Genomic DNA, 20,421 nt, shown 5'->3' with positions numbered 1-20,421 from the left:
CACAGAGGAAGAAATCATGACACCTGCCCGGATCGTTGGTTGGTTGCTTGTTGCGGCTCTTGCTGCTGGAGTGGGGTGGGTGGTGTGGCAACGGATGAAGCCGAAACCGTTACAGGTGATGGTGGCCAAGGTTGAACGGGGTAATGTTCTGCAATTGGTGGCCAATACCCGTGCCGGGACGGTTAAGGCCTGCCGCCAGGCCGATCTATCTCCCGGTGTTGGCGGCCAGATTGCTACCCTGCCGGTGAAGAAGGGCGATCAGGTGAAGGAAGGGGACCTCTTGATTGAAGTTTGGAATAAGGACCTCTCTTCTCAGTTGACTCTTGCCACCAGTGAAGGGAGGGCGGCTGCGGCCCGTGCCCGCGCCCTTCTCCGGCAGTCCGAGCTTTCCCTGCGTGAGGCGGGACGAATGAAAAAGTTGCGAGCGACTGCGGCAATCTCTGTTGAAACTCTGGATCAGGCCAACACTCGCGCTGTTATTGATCAGGCCCAGTATGCCGCTGCCCTTGCCGAAGAACAGGTCATTCGTGATCGGTTGAACCTTCTGGCAGTTGAAATGGAACGAACCCGGCTTCTTGCTCCCTTTGCCGGGATTGTCGCTGAGGTAAATGGCGAGTTGAGTGAGTACGTCACCCCTTCGCCGCCCGGCATCCCCACCCCGCCCACCGTTATTCTGTTGGATACCAGCTGTTTTTATGTCAGTGCCCCCATTGATGAGGTCGATGCTGCAGCGATCACCGTAGGTATGCCGACGACCATCACCCTTGATGCCTTTGCCGCTCGTCATTTTGCCGGTCAGGTCCGGCGGATTGATCCCTATGTCCTGGATCGCGAAAAACAGGCTCGCACCGTGGAGGTCGAGGTCTCCTTCGTTACTTTAAGCGACACGGTTAATCTGCTTTCCGGGTATAGCGCTGATGTCGAAATTGTTGTCGATAGTCGGGATAAGGTGCTGTCCATACCAACACAGGCTGTGTTGGATGGGGGGCGACGGGTTTTGGTTTTCGATGCACAGTCAGCCCGAGTGCATGACCGGGCGATTGCCGTAGGTCTTGGCAACTGGCAGGTGACCGAGGTGGTAAGCGGCCTGAGCGAGGGGGAGAAGGTTGTGCTCTCAACCGACAGACCAGGGCTTAAGGACAATGTTCGAGCGGAGATCGAGGCCTCACCGTGATCTCTCTTGAAGGGGTGGAGCGGATTTTTCAGGTGGGCGAGGAGGATGTCCATGCCCTGCGTGAGGTGACCACCTCTGTCGAAGCTGGTGAGTACATTGCTATCATGGGGCCTTCCGGGTCGGGTAAGTCGACCCTGCTTAATATCCTGGGATTGCTTGATCGGCCAGACAAGGGCATCTACCGACTAGCAGGTCAAAACGTCTCCGACCTTGATGAGGATAGTCAGGCTAGGGTGCGGAGTCAGCATGTCGGCTTCGTTTTTCAGTTCTTCCATCTGGTGCCCCGATTGAGTGCTGCAGGTAATATCGAATTGCCCATGATCCTGGCTGGGATCGATCCGGCAATACGACGAGAAAAGGTGGCATTGGCCCTGGCTGCCTTTGGCTTAAGTGACCGGGCTCGGCATCTTCCCGCCCAACTCTCCGGCGGACAGCGGCAACGAGTCGCCATTGCCCGAGCCACTATTATGGATCCCCGGCTGATCCTCGCTGATGAACCTACTGGTAATCTGGATCGGGTTTCTGGCAGGGAGGTGATTGATATCCTCGAAGGTCTCAATCGCCAAGGGATCACCTTGATTATGGTTACTCACGACCAGGCCATTGGCGCCAGGGCTGGCCGACGTCTTAACATGGTCGATGGCAAGATTGTTTGAATTACTGTAACTGCTCGGGTTGTCGGTTTACAGGTGACAGTTGACGGTGAGTTATCCTTCTAATAGCTGAGCACACACTGATATCATGCGTCATACGATGAATCATGATTGGCGATGATTTTATTAACTGTAAACCGCTAACTGATTACCGTTAACCAGAGTAGTTGCAATTATGTATTCGTAATTATCTCTTAGGATCTTTGTGCTTATCGCTGACATCTTCCCTTTCGCCATCCGTGCCGCGCTCGGCAATCGTGGACGAAGCGCCCTGATGCTCCTGGCTGTAGGTATTGGAGTGACCTCGGTGATACTCTTAGTATCGCTGGGTGAGAGCGCTAGGATGTATATCAGCGATCAGTTCTCCTCCATGGGCAGTAATCTGCTGGTGATCCTGCCTGGCCGTTCAGAGACCGTGGGCGGCCCTCCTCCGTTGCTTGGCATTACTCCCCGTGATCTGACTTTGGCTGATGCCGCCTCTCTGGCCCGCATCAGCGCCATTCGGCGCGTATCTCCGATTATCGTTGGCGCAGCCCCGATATCGCGAGAGCAGAAGGAGCGCGAGGTTACGGTTTTGGGCTCGTCCAGAGAACTTTTTGCCATGCGGAGGCTTGAGTTCAGCCAAGGGGCGGTTTTTCCTGAGAGCGGAGATCGTTTTTTGCCGCTCTGTGTGCTGGGTTCCAAGGCCAAGCAGGAACTCTTTGGCAACGATAACGCCTTGGGGGAGAAGATCAGGATAGGTGATTACCGTTTTCAGATTACTGGCGTTCTTAAGCGGAAGGCCACTTCTTTGGGTGATGAGTTGGAAGATGCCGTGTTTGTCCCGGTCGGTTCTGCTCAGGCGCTGTTTAATACCTCCTCGCTCTTTCGGATTGTGGTTGAAGCGGAGAGTGAGGTGGCGATTCCTCGGGTCAAGGAGGCGGTGATTGCCGCCATTCGCGACCGTCATGACGGGGAAGATGATATCACCGTGATCACTCAGGACGCCATCCTTGCTACCTTTAATAGAATTTTCAAGACCTTGACCTTGAGTGTGGCCGGGATCGCTGCTATCAGCCTGGTGGTGTCCGGGATTATTATCATGAATGTGATGCTGGTCGCCGTATCCAGCCGCCGTGCCGAAATCGGTCTTCTTAAAGCTCTTGGTTCGTCACGGCGGCTTATCCTGACGGTTTTTCTGGCCGAGGCGGCGATGATTTCCGGGTTTGGAGCCTTGGCCGGGTTGGGAGTGGGGCTTGTCGGTATCCGGTTGTTGGCCTGGTTTTTGCCGCAATTTCCCATCGTTCTTGCGCCTTGGGCGCCTGTGCTCGGATTTAGTGTAGCGGTGATCTGCGGACTGTTGTTTGGTTTCTTGCCTGCCCGCCGTGCCGCGGCATTAGTTGCGGCCGATGCCTTGGCCCGGAGATAAGCCGATGCGTGCTGCTGACTTTCTGCTCGTTACCTTTACCTCTGTCCGTGATCAGCGGATGCGCAGCGCTCTAACAGCCTTGGGGATTGCGGTGGGGATCGGTGCGGTGGTGCTCCTTACCTCTTTAGGCGAGGGGATCCACCGTTTTGTCCTTGCCGAGTTTACTCAGTTCGGCACTAACTTGATTGCCATCAATCCCGGGAAGACGTCGACCTTTGGTGTGTCCGGGGCTGTGATCAGTAATGTCCGCCCGTTAAGCTTGGATGATGCCCAGGCCCTGGCCACCATCACCGGGGTGCGTAAGGTAGTCCCGGTGGTTCAGGGCAATGCCGCCATTGAAGGCGGTGGGCGTCAGCGTCGAGCAGCAGTCTTCGGCGTGGGGCCAGCGGTCCCTGATGTCTGGCAGCTCCCGGTTGCCGCCGGGCGGTTTCTCCCTGATGACCCTCCACGCACGGCTCGCCCCTATGTGGTGATTGGCAGTCGCCTACGTTCGGAACTTTTTGGCGACTCACCTTATTTGGGAGCGAGGCTCAGGGTGGGCGGGGAGTTGTACCGGGTGATCGGAGGGATGGAGGAAAAAGGTCAGATGTTGGGCTTTGATCTGGACGATGCGGTCTATATTCCGATAACCAAGGCCATGGCCTTGTTCAACCGGGAGAGTCTGATGGAGGTTGATCTGCTCTATGCCTCAGGATTCAGCGCTGATACGATTGCTGTTGCGGCTAGAAATCTGTTAATCAAACGTCATGGGCGGGAAGATTTTACCATTACCACCCAGGAGCAGATGCTTGAGAGTCTAAGCTCTGTGCTCGATATTCTGACCATTGCGGTCGGGGCGTTGGGTGGCATTTCTCTGGTTGTCGGTGGGGTGGGGATTTTTACTATTATGACTATTGCCGTCAACGAACGCCGATCCGAGATTGGTTTGCTCTCTGCCTTGGGCGCAAGCCGTTTGCTGATCCTTGGCCTTTTTCTAGGCGAGGCGTTGACGTTGGCAATGATTGGTGGGGTGGCAGGTCTTTTCCTCGGAGCGGGAGGTGCCTGGCTGTTAGGGAAGTTGATTCCTGCTCTGCCAAGCCACACCTCGTGGTTTTTTGTGGTGTTGGCCGAGGGCTGTGCGGCTCTGATCGGTGTGCTTGCCGGGGTGCTGCCTGCCCGTCAGGCATCGCGACTTCCTCCGGTTGAGGCCTTGCGAGCGGAGTAGGCCGTAGGATGGGTGAAGGCCGAAGGCCGCAACCCATCAGGTTCTGCTGGGCAAAGATGGGTTGCGCTGCGCTTCACCCATCCTACTTTTGATAATCTCGCAAAAAGTCACGGGATGGCTAAGCAAAAAGGCCGATATACAAGGCGCAGTGTGCTTTTGCGACGCCATCACTTTTCGTTGTTGTTTTTTTTGCCTCGGAGGATCGCTTCTGGTTGCTGTTCAAGGGTTTCTGCAAGAATCCTCATGGCTTGGGCGGCGCGGGCCATCTCTTTAAGGGCTGCCTGGAGAGTGGAGATGGTGGGGGATTGGTTATCGGTGAGGTCGCGTACCGTTTTGGCCGTTTCCGCCAGCTCCTTGCCTGCGTCGGCAAAATTTTCGATAACCGGCGCCTTCGGGTCGGTAAGGGCGCTGATGTTCATGGCCGCGATGCCGGTCTTGTCAGCCGCTGCCCCAATCTTTTTCGCCGCTGTTTGAGCGCTGGTCAGGGCCTTACGCATCTCGGCGAGGTCGGTTTGTACTTCTGCTAAGAGCGGCGGGGCCATGGAGTCAAGTTTCTGGGTCAGTGAAGTCAGGTGGACAAGGGTTGCTTCCAGACGGCTGGGGAGAGCTTGAACTTCGGGTGTCGCCAGGATTTTTTTGACTGATTCGCTGATGATCGAAACATCGGCAAAGAATTTATCTGCCGGGAATCCTTCCAGCTTGCTGGCTAGTTCATCCACCGTGGTGGGAATGGTCGGGATTTCACTGATTTCTGGTTGTTTGCTGATAAACCGGGCTGGTTTTTCGGGGTAGAAGTCAAGATCAACATAGAGCTGCCCGGTCAGCAGGCTCTGCATCCGAAGACGGGCGCGCAGGCCTCGTTCAACCAGTGCACGAATAGTGACTGGATCTCGGAGGTCCACTTGTTCCTGGGTATTGCTCTCGACCATGGACGGTTGAATCTCTATGGTCACCGCCACCATGAAGGTGCTACTCTCATGGTCGAGCCCTAAGTGAATCCGTTTCACAGTCCCTACCTTTACCCCGAGAAACACCACCGGTGCCCCTTCTTGTAGGCCTTGGCCACCTCCGTCGAAGTACATGATGTGTTGGCGCGGCTCTATAAACCATTGTCCGCCAGCCAGGAGCAGGACGGTGATTATTCCCAGGGCCATCGCCCCGATGACAAAGGCGCCGATCAGCACCGGATTGGCGTGTTTGCTCATGCTGCCCCCCGTGAGAGAAAATGACGCACCTTGGGGTCGCCTGCGTGCAGGGCTTCCTTTGGATTGCCTGTTGCGATCATGGTGCGGGTCTCGGTGTCGAGAAAGACCGAGTTGTTGCCGATGGTGAGGATGCTTGCCAGCTCGTGGGTAACGAGGATGATGGTGGAGCCAAGGCTGTCGCGTAGGGTCAGGATCAGGTCGTCGAGACGGGCGGCGGTGAGAGGATCGAGTCCGGATGACGGCTCATCAAAAACGAGAATCTCCGGGTCCAGGGCCATGGCTCGCGCCAGGCTTGCCCGTTTGCGCATGCCGCCTGAAAGCTCCATTGGGTAGAAATCTCCGAAGCCTGCAAGCCCGACCAGGGCTAGTTTGAAATCTACGATCTCTTCAATCTGTTGGGGGCTTAAGGTGGTGTATTCGCCGATCGGCAGGGCCACGTTTTCTGCAAGCGTCAGCGAGGTCCACAGGGCGCCCCCCTGGAACATGATGCCCAGACGTCGCTTGAGTCGTTCCTGGTCTTCAGTCTCTGCCGCCCAGAAGTCCTCGCCACTGTAAAGCACCATCCCTGTTGCCGGGCGCTGGAGTCCGATCAGCGCTCGCATCAGGGTTGATTTGCCGCAGCCGTTCCCGCCCATAATCACAAAAATATCCCCTTGGTTTATGGTGAAATTCAAGTCGTGCTGGACCAGGAAGTCCCCGTAAGTCATGGTCAGGTTGCGGATTTCGATATGTGGAGTTCCGTTCATGTTAAATGCCAAGCTGGTAGTAGACAATAGTCATGATGGTTGCCATGATGGTGATCAGCAAGATCCCGGTCACCACCGCCGAGGTGGCGGCAGAGCCGACTGCCTCGGCGCTGCGACCGCAATGGATACCTCTTAAGCATCCGGCATAGGCGACCATGGCCCCATAGACGCTGCCCTTGGAAAGACCGACAAAAAAGTGCTTAAGTTCAAGTGCGCGAAGGGTTTCGGTATAATACTCGAAGAAGCCGATGTCGAAAATAGTGATCGAGACCATAAGTCCGGCCAGCATGCCGACAAAGGCGGCGTAGAGGGTGAGGAGTGGCACCATCAGCATCAGGGCGATCATTCGGGGTAGGACCAGAAAGTCGATGGGAGAGATGCCCATGGTCTTGAAGGCGTCAATCTCTTCGTTGACCTGCATGGTGCCGAGTTGAGCGGCAAAGGCCGCGCCGGTACGGCCGGCGATGATGATCCCGGTCATCAGGGCCCCGACCTCTCGCACCATGCCGATGGCCACAAGATCGGCGATGAAGATCTGGGCGCCTACCATGCGCAGCTGGTCTGCCCCCAGGTAGGCGAGGATGAGGCCGACCAGTCCGCTGATGACCGAGACGATGGGCAAAGCCCGTGGTCCGACCTCTTCCACCTCCAGCCAGAGATCGCTGAGTCGAAAGCGGGAACGGCCGAGGCAGAGCCGGATGAAGGCGATGACAATCTCGCCCAGGAAGTGGAGCATTGTCGGGACGCTCTGGGCGAAGTTGAGGGTGGCGTCGCCTAGTTGGGCCAAGAGGCCAGGTTTGCCAGCGTCCCGACCGGTTGCCTTATGTTCGGGCACAGCCAAGGCGAGGGCGAGAAGTTTCTGGACCCCCGGCGGTAGTCCGTTGTTGTCAACTGCCATGCCCTGACGTTTGGCTTCCTTGGCAAGACCGGCGAGAAAAGTCAGGAGGCCGGAGTCCCAGTCGGTTAATCCTTGGGTGTTGAAGTGGAGGTGGCTACATCCGGTATCCATCTCATCCTTGAGGATGGCAAGGGATGGGAGGTGTTGGTCGAGCCGCCAGCAGCCGGAGATGGCGATCTCCAGGTCGTTGTTCGTGTCGCGATGGATAGTGAGGTCCCATGAGGTTTGGTCATGGCGAGGCGATGTGGAGTGATTTTTTGTCATTGCGTCTGCTCCCCTTGCCTTTTTTCTAGCAGAATGTAGGGATAAAGACAATGAATGTGCCGGGGAGTTGAGATGAAGGGGGAGTGTCGAGTCTTGAGCTTAACCATTTAGGTAAAGTTGAGTCTTGCTGTACCGTCACCCTCATCGAGGACCTGGCGGATTGTGCGCATGAGCAGGTCTGGCTCAACCGGCTTCTCGATAAAGGTCAAATTGAGATCCTGAAGCTCTTTTTGGGTGAAGACGTCTTCGGCATAGCCGCTCAGGATGATGGCTTTGAGGTCGGGGCGGCGCGCCCTCATTCCAAGCAAGGTTTCTTTGCCGTTTTTGCGCGGCATGATGCCATCGAGCAGCACCATGTGGATGTTGTCGCTTGAGAGGTCAAACTTTTGCACGGCGTCTTCGCCATCTTCGGCGGTGATGACGGTATAGCCCTTCATGCTGAGCCAGGTCTGGAGCCATCCGCGCAGGGCTGGATCGTCTTCGGCTACGAGAATGGTCTCAGTGCCCTGTTGGGTCTCTTCCTTCGATATCGTTTTAGTCTCGTTTTGCCGAAGGTCCGCATCGCTGATCAGCGGCAGATAGACAGTGCAGGTTGTTCCCTGGCCCGGTTGACTGGAGACAGTGATAACTCCGTGATGTTTTTTGATGATGCCGTAGACCATGGAGAGCCCGAGTCCTGTCCCTTTACCGACCTCTTTGGTGGTGAAGAATGGTTCGAACATTCGCTTGCACACGGACTCGTCCATGCCGATACCGGTATCGGTGACGGTAACTACGGCGCATGGCCCGGTTACCCCAAATCCGTTGGCCTTGACAAAGGTGTCGTCAAGGGTTGCGCATTTGGTTTCAATGCGCAGGGTCCCGCCGTTTGGCATGGCATGGCAGGCGTTGGTAGTTAAATTGATGATCACCTGGTCGATCTGGCCGGCATCGGCTGACACCATCAAGGGGGTGTCTGAGGTGGTGATCTGGATGTCGATGTCCTCCCGGACCAGGCGGCGCAGCATTTTTTGCAGAGCGGCAACCAACTCGTTCAGATTAATGGTCTTGACGGTCATCGCCTCTTTGCGGCTGAAGGAGAGGATCTGTCGGGTGATATTCGCTCCCCGTCGGACAGCCTCCAGGATATGCCCGGTATATTCCTTTATCGTGGTTTCATTTGGCTTGGCAAGCTGCAGGAGTTCGCCGTATCCTTGCACTACATTGAGCACATTGTTGAAGTCATGGGCGACACCTCCTGCCAGATGTCCGATGCCCTCCATCTTTTGGGCCTGAATCAGCTGTTCCTCTGCCCTCCTTCGCTCGGTGCTGTCGCGTACCACCTCAATACCGCCAATAATAGCCCCGGTGCCATCCCGCAGGGGGGAGGCGTTGATTTCGAAGTACCGGCGTTCACCTGTTGGTGATTCAACACAACGCTCTGAGCTGTGGACCTTGCCGTCGGCCATGGCCAAAGCCACAGGACAGCCTTGGCAGATGTTGTCTCTATGCTCATAAGCCTTGTAGCAGGTGGCCTCGAGATGATCACCGACAAAGCCTTTGTGGACCTCGTTCTGGTAAATAATGGTATAGTTTTTGTCCTGAATACTGACTCCGTCACCCATACCGGCAATGATGGCTTCAAATTTGTTTTTTTCAGCTTTCAGCGCTTCTTGGGCTTGTTTGCGCTGGGTGATGTCGAAGAAGGTCACCATTACTCCCCGGACTGTATTGTTTTCCATGATCGGATGGGACCAGTACTCCACCGCGAAGGGAGCGCCGTCGGCCCGCCAGAAGATCTCGCTGTCATTTCGAGTCGTTTGGCCGGTGCGGAAGGTGTGCAGGATCGGGCAGTGTTCTTGGAGGTAAGAGGTCCCATCGGCATGGGAGTGGTGGATCAATTCGTGAAGATTTTTTCCGAGAAGTTCGGCCTCGGAGTAGCCGAGTAACTGGCAGCAGGCGGTGTTGGAGAAGGTGCAGAGGCCTGATTCGTCAATCCCGTAGATCCCTTCGGCAGTGGAGTTTAAGAGCAGTCTGATCCGCTCTTCCTGTGTCCTGATCACTTGCTCGGCTCGCTTGCGCTCCACCAGTTCCTGGGTCAGAGAAACGGATCGCTCGACGAGACGGCTTAAGCTTTGATTGAAGGCCTCACCGATTCGGTCAAACTCGGTTACCCCGATATGTGCTACCGGCTCCTCTTTGGTCATGGAGCGCACTAAAATGTTGACTGGCTGTTGCACCTGGCGGCGGAGAATAAAGAACAGACTCACCAGCATGACTAAGGGGCCGAGGATTAGTAAGGGGAGGACGAGTGGCAACATCCGGCCTGACACTCTGTATCCTTGGTCGGTCACGATTGTCGCCACCTGCCATTCCCAGGGATGGACCTGTTCAACACGCCCGAACAGCTCTTTCTCTTGGTCCATGACTTCAATAAAATTCTGGCTGAGGTGGGAGATCAGATGATGGGTAAGATCGGGGGGGAAGGTGGTGAGCAAGGTGGAGCCGTCGGAATCGATGATAATACCGCCAACTTCCCGCTGCTTCCAGTTCAGACGAACACCTTCGACCAGTGATCGTTGATGGGCAGTCAAAACCTCCTTGTTGCCGAGTAGGCGGGCTGAGGTTAGTTCGGCAATGTGCGACTCAAAGAGTTGTCTGGTCTCAGAGGCCTGATAGTCGGCGATCAGCTGGTGGTAATCTTCGACAATATCTTTGATGATTTGTTCGCCGGCCATAAAAACGGAGAATGTCACCAGGGCGAAGGTCACACAGGTTCCGACCACCAGTCGGTATGTCAGGCAATGTCTATCGATCTTCACGCATAATCACGTTGGTAAGGCCGAGCAGGTCCTTGACAGAGTTGAGGAAGGGTTCGGTGGGCGGGGTGAATCCGTATTTGATTTCGTCGTCCCAGGTTATCATCTGCTGTCGGTCTGATTCGTTGGAGTTTGGGGCCAATTGGAGCAGGGTGTCAACGAAGAGGGTCTTGATCTCCGGTTTGGCGACAGGGGAGGCGGCAAAGGTAAAATTTGGCAGTTGCCCGGAAGTGTGGAGGGCTCGAAAGTTATCATCCTTGAATTTTGCAAAGAGGGTTTCTTTTAGCCCTGCGGCTGTCACTTGCCGTGTCAATAAAGCATTGACGATATGGTCTTGGCCTTCAAAAAAAACCGGGACAAAGGAGTTTTTGTCCAACCCGGCCTGACGCAGTATCGTGCGGGGCATGATGTGGGCAGCGGTAGAGCCTTTGAAGAACCCAAGTTTTTTGCCTTTTAGTTCGCTCAAGGAGGTAATGGAAGGGTCGGTGGTGACGATAATAGAACGATAGAAGGGGGTGTCGTTCTTGCTCAGGGCAACGAGAACAGGTTCTGCATTGCATTGCTCCATGACCCTGCCCAGCGGGACAGGGCCGAGCAGCGCCAAGGTGACCTGGCCGTTGCACAAACCATCGATAAGCGCCTTATGGGAGGAAAAGAGTTTGAGGGTCCATGGTTTGCCGGTGGAGTGCTTGAGAAAATCAATGAAGGGGGTGTATAGAGTCCAGATTTTTTCCGGGCTATAAAAGGGGATGACGGTAATCGTGTATTGGGAGTCGGATGTTTGCGGAGGCGGATCAGGGTGTGGTTCAGCCGCGGAGAGTGATCCTCTTGCGAAGATGAGGAGACAGAGGGCTAGGCAGGTAAATTGAATAATCTTATTCATGGGGTAACCGGTGAGGATAAGAAATAGGATGAATAGATTAAATGCCAGTCACTCTGGTTGTCTAGTGAGAGGCTCTGTTGGGTATCATTCATACCATACCATAAAGCGGGAGTTTGTTGAGTATTGATTGCACTGAGGATTAATAAAATCCTACGTCAAATGAGAAGGGATTGCAAGTACTATATTGTGTCTATTTAAGAGAGGGCTTGAACTGTCGATTGGCTAAAATAATCACAAATAACGAAATAATATATTTGGTAAATACTAGTCAGCGAGCGGTTGATGGGGGCAGGTGTCGGCGCTATGGTCAACGGAAAAAGTCAGTCAGGTATTTCAGGGCAGGAACAAGGATCGAAAATGCGAGCAGCCATTTGATACCGCGTGCCGGCATGAATTTTTGCAGTCGCGCCCCGCAGTACATTCCGGCACAGCCACCGAGGCCAAACAGCAAACCGAGCAGCCAGTCCGGGGCAACTGCCATTCCTGGATACCAGGGAGCGATGAGTTGATAGAAGGCGACTCCCGCAACCGAGGTGACGAAGGTACCCATCAGCGCTGCCCCGGCGACGGTGTATACTGGCAGGCCGAAGACGGTAACGAAGAAAGGGGCGATAATGGCCCCGCCGCCTATTCCGTAAACCCCGCCGACTATGCCCACTACAAAGCTGAGTGTAGAAACCCCGATGGTGGGGATGGAATAGCTTTGCCCATAAAAGTCGTAACGGATACGAGTGAGGGAGTACTCTCTGACCACCACCCTGGGTAGGTTGGCATCATCTTTTTGAAAGCGTCGGACCATAGCCTGGAACTCATCTTCCGGTGTGGTGTGACTCTGCCCTTCGGCTCCGCTCAGGGAACGGCCTTCGGCTCCGCTCAGGGGACGAGACGGGAAGAGGAGGCTCTTGACTAATCGTCCGCCGATATAGAGCAGTACCAGCCCGGCGAACAGGGTGAAGTTCTTGGGGTTTGGCAGGTAACGCACCCTGATGACGGCTCCGAGCAGCACTCCTGGCAGGGTGCCGATGATCACCACCCAGGTCAGGGGCCAGACCATTCGTCCTTCGCGGAGATAACGGTACACCCCGCTGGGGATGGCAACGATGTTGAATAGTTGATTGGTCGCGCTCACCGCCGGGCTGGTAAAGCCTAAGATGCTGACTTGGAAGGGTAAGAGCAGAAAGGCCCCTGACACCCCGCCCATGGAGGTGAACAAAGAGATGGCAAAGGCCACTAGCGGTGGCAACCAGGGGTCAACGGTGATGTTGGCTGTAGGAAAATACATGGCGGTTTGTCTGGGGGGTTTTGATCCCGTACTCTACGGGGCCTGGGTTATGGAAGCGCTTTTTTTCAGCAGGGCCAGCAGTTCGTCTGCGCCCAAGGTGCCGCTGATATCGCCACCGGCAAGCAGGCTGTCGGCAATATCGCGTTTTTGCCGGTGGAGTTTGATGATCTCTTCTTCAATACTGTCACCCATGACCAGGCGATAGATGGTCACTGGCCGGAGCTGGCCGATGCGGTGGGCACGATCCGAGGCCTGATCCTCTACGGCAGGATTCCACCAGGGATCCATGTGGATCACGTAATCGGCGGCAGTCAGGTTGAGGCCGCTGCCGCCGGCTTTCAAGCTGATCAGGAAGACATCGCCTTCGCCGGACTGGAAGGCGTTAATCCGCTTTCTGCGGGTTGCCACTGGAGTCGATCCGTCCAGATATTGATAGGATATCCCGCGTTGGTCAAGAAAGGCGGAGAGGATGGCGAGGTGGTCGACGAACTGGCTGAAGACCAGGGCCTTGTGGCGGTTGTCGCGGATGTCGTTAAGCAGATCGCCAAAGACCCTGAGTTTGGAACTCTCGATTGTGCTCTGGGGCAGGACCAGGGCCGGATTGCAGCATAACCGTCTGAGCCGCATGATCTCGGCCAAGATCCGGATGTGCTGTTGCCCTTGAGGTTCAGTATGCCCGGAAGTGAGTTTTTCCACGGCCAGGCGACGTTGAGCTTCGTATAGAGCTGCCTCTTCGGGACTCATCTCCACTCGGAGGGTAATCTCGGTGCGGGAGGGAAGTTCTTGCAGCACCTGACTCTTGAGGCGCCGCAGAATAAATGGCTGAACCAGTTTCTTGAGCCGGCCTCGGGTCTTCTTATCGTTTTCCGGCGAGCTTGAGCCCATGAAGGTGCGGCTGAAGTGTTTGAGCGAACCCAGTAGTCCGGGGTTGATGAACTCGAACAGGGTCCAGAGTTCGCCTAAGTGATTTTCCACCGGGGTGCCGGTGGTGATGAATTTAAAGCGGCCTTGCAAGCTCATAGCGGCCTTGGAGCGTTTAGTGTTCATGTTCTTGATCGCCTGGGCCTCATCAAGCACAATGGTCTGCCACTGGACTTGACTGAGTTTTTCCGCCTCGCTTTGCAATAGCCCGTAAGAGCAGACCATCAGGTCAAAGGGTTGGAGGCTGTCCAGGGCCTGTTGGCGGTCTCCTTGCCCGAAGGGGATGACGTTCAAGGTGGGGGCAAAACGTTGGGCCTCGTCCTGCCAGTTCATCAGCACCGATAGCGGCGCTATTACCAGAGTTGGTCCTTCCGTCGCCAGGCGGAGGATGGCGGCCAGGGCTTGGATGGTTTTGCCTAAGCCCATGTCGTCTGCGAGACAGGCGCCAACTCCCCAATGGGCCAATTGGGAGAGCCAGGTGAACCCGGTGACTTGGTAATCGCGCAGTTCAGCCTGGAGGGTGGAGGGTACGGCAGGGGTGATGCTTTTATTGAAACGTTCCAGATGTTTTTTCCAGTGACGGTCAGTCTTGATCTCGCCTAAGTCCTGATCCAGATCCTCCATGGCCAGGGCGGCAAGAGGCGAAAACCGAACTCCGTCGCCATGCTTTTCGCTGTAGTCGCGGAGTGCCTCCAGCCGGGCTTTGAACTCCTTGGTCAGGGCCAGAAAACTGCCGTCATCCAGTTTGACGAATCGGCCCTTGGTCTGATCGAGAAGGCCTAAAAGCTGCTGTAGGGAGACGACCCCGGCATCATCAAAGGTAAGTGAGCCACTGGCCTTGAACCAGTCCCGGTCCTGCTTGATCGACAGGGAGAGCGATGAGGCGCTGGCGCGGCCTCTGATCTTAAGGCTTTCGCCTTGGGGCCATTCTACCACCGCCATCTCGCCTGCGTCACGGAGTTCGAGCAGGAGATCCAGGCTGTCTTCCGGGGCGGGTATCAGGTACTCGCCGTTTTCCTCCTCCTGGCGGCTTAAGCTCGGGCAGGCAGCGATAAGTTGAGTGGCCAAGGCCTTCTCCTGGGTCAGATCTCGAGCCGCGTACAGTTTTTCACCTGCCACCTCGGCAAAGACCTTCTGCCCGCCGACTCCTGGTTTGTACCACATGTCGGCCTCGGCCAGGGGCTTGATCAGGAACTCGGCCTTCAACCCGTCTTGGAAGGGCAGAAGGTGGATATGAGGTCTCGGGTCGGCCTCGACCTCACGGGACCCGGCAGTCCCGCCTTCAAGGTCGGAGTGAACGGTGATCATCGATGACAGGGCGGCAATCGCTTGATTGGTAAGCTGTTCTGCCTGAGTCGGCACTTTGAGTCCTTTTTGCAGGATTGTGGCGATGGTCAGATGGTGGGCCGAAAAACGCACCAGTTTGAAGCGGGTGGGGGTTTCCTTGATCATTTGGTAGTTGGCGCTGTCCTTGTCCGGGAAGGGAACCATTCGCACCTCGATCCCTTTTTTACCGCGGGTGACCACTAGCTCGGGTTCTCCCTGGACCAGGTCAATTTGGACATCTGAATGATCCAGGAAGATCAGTGGATGGCCCACCAGCGCAGTAAGCGCGGTCTCCATGTTAAACCGGTGATATTCTCGGGTGTAATAGGTATAGTAGTCCCTTTCGTACCCACTTTTGATAGTGGCGCAGATGTTTCTGTCCTGGCTGGTGAGGCCTTCCATGGTCGAGGCGGTCTCGGCCAGTTTTTTTATAGCCACCGCCCTCCCTCCCGACCACTTGCCATTCTTGTTCAGACGTTGCAGTCGCGGAGAGATGTCGCAGTAGCCGTGTTTGGTATCATGACTGAAAAGCCAGATCAGACGCTCGGTTGTGTTGGTAGTGAGGTCTGATTTCTGACCCTTACCACCTGTCGGCAGATTGATCAGGGCTTGAAGCCGCCGTTCCCACGGGTCTACTTGACGGATGGTGTCGATGATGGAGACCAGGCCGTATTGCTTGCGGAGGGATTCGGCCAATTGGTGGTTGGTGTCCGGATCGACATCGAGTCTGGCTAAGAGTTCGGCGGTCTCCATGGTCATCCAGATGTGACCGGCTTGTTTCGCCCGATCCCGCAAGGAGATCAGCATATCTTGCCAGCGGGTGCGGCAGTAATTTTGATCCTGCCAGAAATTGGTCAGGGCTTTGATCAGGGTGCTGAGCGGACTTAAGCCTTCAATGGTGTTGATGGCGCTCTGGATCATGGTTTTGGGCGGGGAAGTGAACGTGGATCCTCTGACTATGCTGATAATCTCTCTCAAGGCAAGGCTGTAGTGATGGAGCGGGTGGTGCTTGAGGGATTCGATGATGCCGATCTGTTTTTCTGCCAGGGCGAGGTTGTCTGAGTTGCCAGACCTGATCAGTGACAGAATGAAAAAAATGCCTGAGGCGTCATCGAAGAAGGTTTTTCTCTTGCCGGTAAGTTTCTGGAACGCTTTCAGGTCTTTACTGAACAGGGTGATGGCTTCCTGGTCATGGCCGGTCAAGGTCTGATGCCAGCCAAGCAGGCCCAGGCGTATATCCTGGTCGGACTCGGGGATGGCATCGAAGTGTTTTCTCCCCTCCTGCCACAGCCCCCAGTGGGTCAGATAATAGGCGAGGAGGTTGTCTGCGTTGACTGAGAATTCTCCCTGCCAGGGAGCGGAACGCAGGAAGTCGAAGATCTCTTGCGCTGGGTGAAAGTGAATGGTGGCCGAGTGGATCAGATATCCGACAACTGATACCTGGATCGGTTGGGGAAAGAGGGAGATGTATTCGCCCTCGAAAGGAAGAGTGAAGAGGGTGAAAAACGGGTGCTCCTGTTGGCACTTTTCTCGGAATTCATAATCACCTCGTTCCAATATTTGATTAATGGCAGGCCAGCTATTGCCCTTGAACATACAGTAACGGAGGTGCCTGAGAAAACGTGGGTAGCTTCCGAACGGGGCCCAGGAATTTTTTAGCGGGGTGATACGGAGCAGTTCTTCTGCCATGGGCACAAAGGCGCCGCTCTTCATGGCGTGTTTGACAGCAAAGGTCATGAGTGCTGGTGAGCATGAGGTTCTGTTCTTGTTGACTATCTTCACCAGCCCTTGTCTGTTCAAGGAGTCGATGGTGACCGGCAGAGATTTACGGTCACCGATGCTGTTATTTGCGTCTTTGATGCCGATTTGGTACAGGCAATCGATGATGGTGTTGTTGTCTAAGGGCTCTATGGCGGTGGCCAGCAGCTGGAGGAGGGCCTGCGAAGGGGCAGGGAGTTGGTTGTAGAGAGCGGTGAGATCAGACATTGGGCCTCGGTGAATACGGTGTTTATTAATGATGAAAAGGTAGCATCTAATTACACAGGGTCACGGTAATCAGTCATTGGCAGGACCTAATCACCGTCAACTGTCAACCGTAAACCGTAAACCGATAACCTGAGCAGTTACGGTGGTTTTATATTTACCGGGAGCACAATTTTTGTCGAGGAAAATTAGTAGCGGAATTAGGTCTCACATCTGGTTGTCTGAGGATGTTTTTTTGTCTTTACTCTCGGGGTTGATTCGTCCAAAGGATGAATTGCAGGATGTGCCGTCTCGTCAATGTAATTATGTATAAAGTGTGGTAGAATATGCCAATTCTGTATCCCTTGCGTTGTAAATGTGTGCTGTGTGTCAGGGGTGAGAGGCAAATGAATAAAGGAGGTCCGAGATAATGGATTGGGAAGCGGCTTTTTTTCAGCAGTATCAGGATGCCTGTGTCGGCAGACTGTTGCGCGGCATCATTCACAATATTAACGGAGCAAATCAGGCATTTTCTCTGCAGGCCGCGTTGTTTAGCAGTATGTTTGCTCAGGCTGAAAAACTGCTCGGCGAGGCCATGTCTTCGTGCCCCAATTCAGACTGCGGAGTAGCTCCGCTTCGCGAGCTGCTGACCAAGCGGGCGATGATGGTTGGGCAGATGGAGGAGAAGGTGGCGACCAGTAAGCGGATTGTTAATCGGATTCTCCCTCTGGCGCAACTGTATTGGGATACGCACGGTGAGGCGGTGTCAATTGTCGATATCGCCGAACTGGAGCTTGAGATCATGTCTGCGGACAATTTCTTTAAACACAATATTGACAAGCATTTTGATCTGGCCCTTGACCTCCCTCGCATCAAAAAGCATTGTGTCGAGTTGCACACCCTCATCCATGTCCTCTTGGACAATGCGGCCTATGCTCTGCGAGAGGCGTTAAACCCATGGATGCTACTTTCGGCTAAATGCTCCGGAGAATCGCTGGTTCTGGCGGTCAGTGATTCAGGTTCCGGGGTCGATGCGGACGTGGCCACGTGGATCTTCGAGCCCTTTTATTCGACCAGAGACGGCGCTTTAGGGGTCGGACTTTTTTTGGCTAAGAAGTGTGTCGGCATTATGGGGGGGCGTATCGAGTATTCGGCGGAAGATGGCAAGACCACCTTCACCGTGACTGTGCCGTTTAAGGAGCTTATTTAATGGATGGCGTGTCTCGCGTGTTGACTGACACCCGCTCACCCCGTCCTGGCGCCGGGAAACTCTATGTGGTGGCTACCCCGATCGGCAATCTTGAGGACATTACGGTGCGTGCGCTCAGGGTCTTGAGTGAAGTGACGCTGATCGCCTGTGAGGACACTCGGCACACCCGTAAACTGCTCACACATTTTCAGATTAACACTCCCCAGACCAGCTATTACCGGGAGAAAGAGGCGCAAAAGACCGGCAAGATAATCAGGGTTCTCCTCGATGGTCGTGATGTGGCGTTAGTCTCCGATGCCGGGGTGCCCTGCATCTCCGATCCGGGATTTGTGTTGGTCAATGAGGCGTTGGCTGAGGGGATTTGCGTAGTCCCTATCCCTGGCCCCTGTGCCTTGACTACAGCTATCAGTATGGCAGGGCTCAAGGCGGATCAATTTCTGTTTTGTGGTTTTTTACCTGCCAAGGGGAGCGAACGTAGGAAGGTGCTGCACTCGTTGGCCATCCAGCCGGCGTTGCTGGTATTTTATGAGTCTCCGCATCGTTTGCGGGCAAGTCTTGCCGATTGTTTGGCAGTGCTGGGCGATAGACAGGCGGTGGTTTGCAAGGAGTTGACCAAGATCTATGAACAGTGTCTGTGCGGGTCATTGTCCCAGATGCTGGCCTCTCTGGAGGGGGATGCTGCCCGGGGAGAGTTCGTGGTCCTGGTCGAGGGGGCGATTGTTCAGGAGGCTCCGGTTGAAGGCCAGGATTTGCAAGGGCTTCTGGCCTGGTATCACCAACAATCGGGGCTGTCGCTCAAGGACTCGGTGGCCAAGATTGCCGTTGATCTCGGCCTGCCCAGGGCTAAGGTCTATGAGGAGGCGTTGCAGGTCTGGGGGAAGTAGTTTGGTTATGGCTCTTGTCTCTCAACAATCATTGCTGAGCGACTGGTACCCATGCCTTGACAGCAGTAGATGAAAACGGTACATCGAGCACTTGGGAAAACGAATGGATACAACAGAGAAAAAACAGGGTCTGCTGAGGGCGATACCAAAAGTCGATGAGTTTCTTGGCTGGCTTGCAGGCGGTGACGATGAGTCCCGGTTGGGCGGGGATCTTGGCGAGGCAACGCTGCCGCTGATCAAGCGGGCGGTGCGGGAGACCCTTGACATTGCCAGGGCAGCCATCCTTGACGGTTCGCTGATTGATGGGGAGTGGCTGAATTGTGAGGCCCTTGCGAGTGAAGTTCGGCAGCGGCTTGCGCTGATGCTGCGGCCCAAATTCACGACAGTGATCAACGCCACCGGGGTGGTGATTCACACCAACTTGGGCCGTTCCCTCCTGCCAGATTGCGCCATGGACTCGATCATGCGGGTGGGGCGTCATTATTCCAATCTGGAATTTGATTTAGCGACCGGCAAGCGGGGCAGTCGGTATGCTCTGGTAGAGGATCTCCTTTGCGAACTGACCGGGGCTGAGGCCGCTTTGGTGGTCAACAACAATGCCGCGGCCGTCTTGCTGGTCCTTGGCACTCTGGCCGCAGGCCGTGAGGTCGTGGTCTCTCGGGGACAGCTGGTGGAGATTGGCGGTTCGTTCCGTATCCCTGAGGTGATGGAGCGAAGCGGCGCCCGGCTGGTTGAGGTTGGCGCCACCAATCGTACTCACCTTCGGGATTACGAGCAGGCGATCTCCTCAGAAACGGCGCTGCTGCTCAAGGTGCATACCAGCAACTATCGAATGATCGGTTTTACTTCGGAAGTGCCGCTTGGTGAGATGGTCTCATTGGGCGCTCGGCACGGTATCCCGGTGATGGAGGACCTGGGCAGCGGATCGCTGGTTGATTTGACCCGTTGCGGTTTGGTCAAGGAACCGACCGTGGGCGAAGTGGTGATGAGCGGAGTCGATGTGGTCACCTTCAGCGGCGACAAGCTTTTGGGCGGGCCGCAAGCTGGGTTGATTGTCGGCCGCAAGGCGATCATTGACAGGGTCAAGAGAAATCCCTTGAATCGGGCCTTGCGGATCGATAAGTTTACCCTGGCTGGACTAGAAGGGGTTCTGAGGCTGTATCGCGACGAGCGTGCGGCCATGCGCACTATCCCGACGCTTGTGATGCTGTCCGCCACCCGTCAAGATATTACCAAAAGGGCAGTGCGTCTTAAGCGTCTGCTTGGAAGCGGTCTTGACCAGGTGTGCCAGGTTGAGCTTGTGAATACCGAATCACGGGTCGGCGGCGGAGCGATGCCTGAACAGGGATTGCCCTCCAAGGCCTTGGCGCTCAGGCCTCTTGCCATGTCGGTCAACGCCTTGGAGCAGGAATTCCGGCAGCTTGATCTGCCGATTATTGGCAGGATTGAACGTGATGCCTTGCTTCTTGACCTGCGCACGGTATCCGATCAGCAAGTGAAACCATTGGCCCAGGCTGTGCTGGGATTTTTTCGGCGCTGGTAGCGTAACTATCCAGCTCAAGCAGATGTGGTGTTGCTGGATAGTTATCAGGTAGAGATCATC

14 protein-coding genes are annotated in these 20,421 nt (G+C 55.3%); 7 read left to right on the top strand and 7 right to left on the bottom strand.

Features of this window, described 5'->3' with window-relative positions:
* The first annotated feature begins 16 nt into the window (after positions 1-16).
* From FP815_08190 to FP815_08175, 4 genes are all read left to right on the top strand, one after another.
* The gene (locus tag FP815_08190) at positions 17-1,174 is read left to right on the top strand and encodes an efflux RND transporter periplasmic adaptor subunit (GenBank protein MBA3014919.1); all 1,158 of its coding nucleotides are present in this window, start codon (positions 17-19) and stop codon (positions 1,172-1,174) included.
* A complete protein-coding gene (locus FP815_08185; GenBank protein ID MBA3014918.1) occupies positions 1,171-1,830 on the top strand; it encodes an ABC transporter ATP-binding protein in 660 nt (219 codons plus the stop codon). The genes FP815_08190 and FP815_08185 overlap by 4 nt, the downstream gene beginning before the upstream one ends.
* A gap of 271 nt (positions 1,831-2,101) precedes the next feature.
* Positions 2,102-3,235 carry an FtsX-like permease family protein gene (locus FP815_08180; GenBank protein ID MBA3014917.1) on the top strand — a complete coding sequence of 378 codons (1,134 nt, stop codon included), beginning with the start codon at positions 2,102-2,104 and terminating at the stop codon, positions 3,233-3,235.
* A gap of 4 nt (positions 3,236-3,239) precedes the next feature.
* A complete protein-coding gene (locus tag FP815_08175; GenBank protein MBA3014916.1) occupies positions 3,240-4,439 on the top strand; it encodes an ABC transporter permease in 1,200 nt (399 codons plus the stop codon).
* A gap of 167 nt (positions 4,440-4,606) precedes the next feature.
* Here FP815_08175 and FP815_08170 read toward each other — a convergent pair whose 3' ends face one another.
* The 7 genes from FP815_08170 to FP815_08140 form a co-directional block, all read right to left on the bottom strand.
* Entirely contained in the window at positions 4,607-5,644 is a 1,038-nt protein-coding gene (locus FP815_08170) for an MCE family protein (GenBank protein MBA3014915.1), read from the bottom strand.
* A complete protein-coding gene (locus tag FP815_08165) occupies positions 5,641-6,390 on the bottom strand; it encodes an ATP-binding cassette domain-containing protein (GenBank protein ID MBA3014914.1) in 750 nt (249 codons plus the stop codon). The genes FP815_08170 and FP815_08165 overlap by 4 nt, the downstream gene beginning before the upstream one ends.
* 1 nt (position 6,391) lies before the next feature.
* A complete protein-coding gene (locus FP815_08160) occupies positions 6,392-7,552 on the bottom strand; it encodes an ABC transporter permease (GenBank protein ID MBA3014913.1) in 1,161 nt (386 codons plus the stop codon).
* A gap of 107 nt (positions 7,553-7,659) precedes the next feature.
* Positions 7,660-10,353: a PAS domain S-box protein gene (locus FP815_08155; protein ID MBA3014912.1), complete on the bottom strand. Its 2,694-nt coding sequence runs from the start codon at positions 10,351-10,353 to the stop codon at positions 7,660-7,662.
* A complete protein-coding gene (locus tag FP815_08150) occupies positions 10,340-11,233 on the bottom strand; it encodes a PhnD/SsuA/transferrin family substrate-binding protein (GenBank protein ID MBA3014911.1) in 894 nt (297 codons plus the stop codon). Before FP815_08150 ends, FP815_08155 begins: the two co-directional genes overlap by 14 nt.
* Positions 11,234-11,540: 307 nt before the next feature.
* Complete coding sequence (locus tag FP815_08145; GenBank protein ID MBA3014910.1) at positions 11,541-12,515, bottom strand: sulfite exporter TauE/SafE family protein; 975 nt, start codon at positions 12,513-12,515, stop codon at positions 11,541-11,543.
* Positions 12,516-12,548: 33 nt separating this feature from the next.
* Positions 12,549-16,748 carry a DEAD/DEAH box helicase gene (locus FP815_08140; protein MBA3014909.1) on the bottom strand — a complete coding sequence of 1,400 codons (4,200 nt, stop codon included), beginning with the start codon at positions 16,746-16,748 and terminating at the stop codon, positions 12,549-12,551.
* 406 nt (positions 16,749-17,154) lie between these two features.
* Between FP815_08140 and FP815_08135 the strand changes: the two genes are divergently transcribed.
* The 3 genes from FP815_08135 (at position 17,155) to FP815_08125 (ending at position 20,361) form a co-directional block, all read left to right on the top strand.
* Positions 17,155-17,934: a hypothetical protein gene (locus FP815_08135; GenBank protein MBA3014908.1), complete on the top strand. Its 780-nt coding sequence runs from the start codon at positions 17,155-17,157 to the stop codon at positions 17,932-17,934.
* Positions 17,934-18,818, top strand: coding sequence for a 16S rRNA (cytidine(1402)-2'-O)-methyltransferase (rsmI, locus tag FP815_08130; GenBank protein ID MBA3014907.1), 885 nt, complete (start codon positions 17,934-17,936; stop codon positions 18,816-18,818). Before FP815_08135 ends, rsmI begins: the two co-directional genes overlap by 1 nt.
* Before the next feature lie 103 nt (positions 18,819-18,921).
* Positions 18,922-20,361 (top strand): L-seryl-tRNA(Sec) selenium transferase, encoded by a 1,440-nt coding sequence (locus tag FP815_08125; GenBank protein MBA3014906.1) that lies wholly within the window; start codon positions 18,922-18,924, stop codon positions 20,359-20,361.
* Positions 20,362-20,421 lie beyond the last annotated feature (60 nt).

Source organism: Desulfobulbaceae bacterium, assembly GCA_013792005.1.
Taxonomy (GTDB): Bacteria; Desulfobacterota; Desulfobulbia; order Desulfobulbales; family VMSU01; genus VMSU01.
Note: the sequence above shows the minus strand (reverse complement) of the source record. Positions and strands in the feature narration are given on the sequence as shown.